The organism is Nguyenibacter vanlangensis, assembly GCF_013376155.1.
Classification (GTDB): Bacteria; Pseudomonadota; Alphaproteobacteria; order Acetobacterales; family Acetobacteraceae; genus Gluconacetobacter; species Gluconacetobacter vanlangensis.
The window spans coordinates 1-2,352 of record NZ_JABXXP010000458.1; the positions used below are offsets into that span (position 1 = coordinate 1).

Sequence of the window (2,352 nt, forward strand, 5' to 3'; positions counted from 1 at the left end):
TACCTGCCCGCACACCCGTCCCGGCGCCGCGCGCCGAGGCCGAGGCCGTGACCGTGTCGGCGCGTCACGGCGTGACCGGCGCAGGCCAGCACAACGCGCATTCGGAAACGGTGATTTCGCGCCAGGACCTGCTCAATCGCAACATCCGCACCATGACCGACATCCAGCGCGTCGCCCCGAACCTGACCATCCAGCCGTCCTTCGGCTCGGGCGCGCTGAACTTCACGCTGCGCGGCGTGGGGCTGACGGATTTCACGCAGAACAACACGCCCTCGACCATGCCCTATCTGGACGGGGTTGCGCTGCCCGTCTCGATCATGACGACTGGCATGATGTTCGACCTCGACGATATTTCGATCGCACCGGGGCCGTCGGGCTATACCCACGGCCAGGCCACGACGGGCGGCGAGATCGACTTCCACAGCGCCGATCCCACGCGCCGGTTCCATGCCGGGCTGACCGAGGACATCGCCAGCTATGGCCGCAACCGCGTCGAGGGGTATGTCTCGGGCCCCGTGTCGCAGTCCGTCTCGCTGCGCCTGTCCGGCCAGTCCCTGACCGGCGGCGGCTACCAGCACAATGCGGCGGGGCAGGGTTTCGGCAATGCCGACCTGGGGGCTTTGCGCGCCAAGCTGAAATGGGACATCGACAGCACGTCGAACCTGATCATCGGCGGGCACTGGACGACGGACCAGTCCGAATATGCGTCGGGCCACAACCTGTACAACTCGTACCACGTGCCGGTGACGCAGGACCTTTACGAGACGGAGTGGGGGCTGGATCCGCGCTTCGCGAAGATCCTGGGCATAAGCGCGAACGATACCAGGCCGCGCGAGGACAACCTCTTCTGGGGCGCGAATGCGCGCTATACGAAGAATTTCGCGTGGGGGCGGCTATCGACCATCAGCGCCTATGAAATGGTGGACGAGCACGAGCTGACGAACCAGACGGATTCGATCCTGGCCTATGGCAACATGTTCCGCAACAACCAGACGAACGTGTTCTCGCAGGAGGTGCGGCTGGAATCGATCGACCCCAATGCGCGCTTCCACTGGGAGGGCGGCCTGTATTACAGCCGGTCGCGCATGGCGCAGAATTTCTGGTACGATTCCTCGGACCGTCCCGGCACGACGCCGCTGAACGAGACGCGCTATGGCCAGGACCAGCAGAATTTCAACCAGTATGTGCAGCTTTCCTATCGGATCCTGCCCAGGCTGCGCATCATCGGCGCGCTGGAGCACGAATCCGACGACCGCCAGATGCTGAACGTCACCAGCGCGAACTACAACCTGAACACGGGCGCGGTCATCGGCACGCCGACGAATTTCGGCAATAGCGGGGCGCTGACCAACCAGTTCGGCGGCCGGGTCGGCGCGCAGTACCAGTTCACCCGCAACATCATGGGCTATGTGATGGTCAGCCGCGGCTTCAAGCCGGGCGGGTTCTCGGCCAACATCACGCAGCAGGCGGCGCAGCTTCGTCCGTTCAAGCCGGAACAGATCCTGACCTATGAAGGCGGTTTCAAGACGATGCTGTTCGATCGCCGCCTGCGTTTCAATGCCGCCGGGTTCTACTATGATTATCGCGACCAGCAATTGCTGGGGACGATCCTGGTTCCGCCCTATGGCGTGCTGGGCGGCTATGTCAACGCGCCGCGTTCGTATATCTATGGCGCGGAGTTCGATGCCGAGGCCCATCCGTTCCGCGGCCTGGTCCTGACCCAGAATTTCGGTTACCAGAACGGCGTCTATTCGCAGTTCCAGAGCCTGAACCGCAGCGCCACCACGGCGCATTTCGCCGCGACCGGCGTCTGGCAGGCCATCAACACGAATTATGACGGCGTGAACATGGGACTGGCCAACCTGACGCTGTCGGGGGCCGCGACCTATACGTGGCCCGTCTTCCGCGATTACCGGATGATCTTCGACGCGGACTATTCCTATCGCGGGCGGCAGACCCAGCCGCAATATATCGGCCAGACGGGCATCTATCGCTCGCCGGCCTATTTCCTGGTCAATTCCTTCCTGACCTTCGCGGCCCCCCGGCAGCATTGGTCGGTCACCGTCTATGGCCAGAACCTGACCGATCGCCGCTATTGGCTGTCGGCGGGCACGCAGGCCACGTTCTATGGCGTGATCCCGGGGCTGCCGCGCTTCGTCGGCGGGCGGATCAATTTCACCTATTGACGCAGGCTGGGGGTGCGATGCACCCCCGACCGGCAAGCGCGAGGAGATGACCCCGATGAGCGAGGCGAGCGACACCGGCGCGTGGACGAGCGGCGGCGGACGATCCGGCATGTTCCTGCAGGTCGTCGTGGCCGGGGTGCTGGGGTGCGCGCTGGGGCTGGCGGCG

At 64.4% G+C, this 2,352-nt stretch carries 1 protein-coding gene; it reads left to right on the plus strand.

The genetic code is table 11. From position 1 onward, the window contains the following. The coding region (locus HUK84_RS15255) for a TonB-dependent receptor (protein WP_176641044.1) at positions 1 to 2,186 on the plus strand (2,186 nt) is incomplete at its 5' end. Between the last annotated feature and the right edge of the window lie 166 nt (positions 2,187 to 2,352).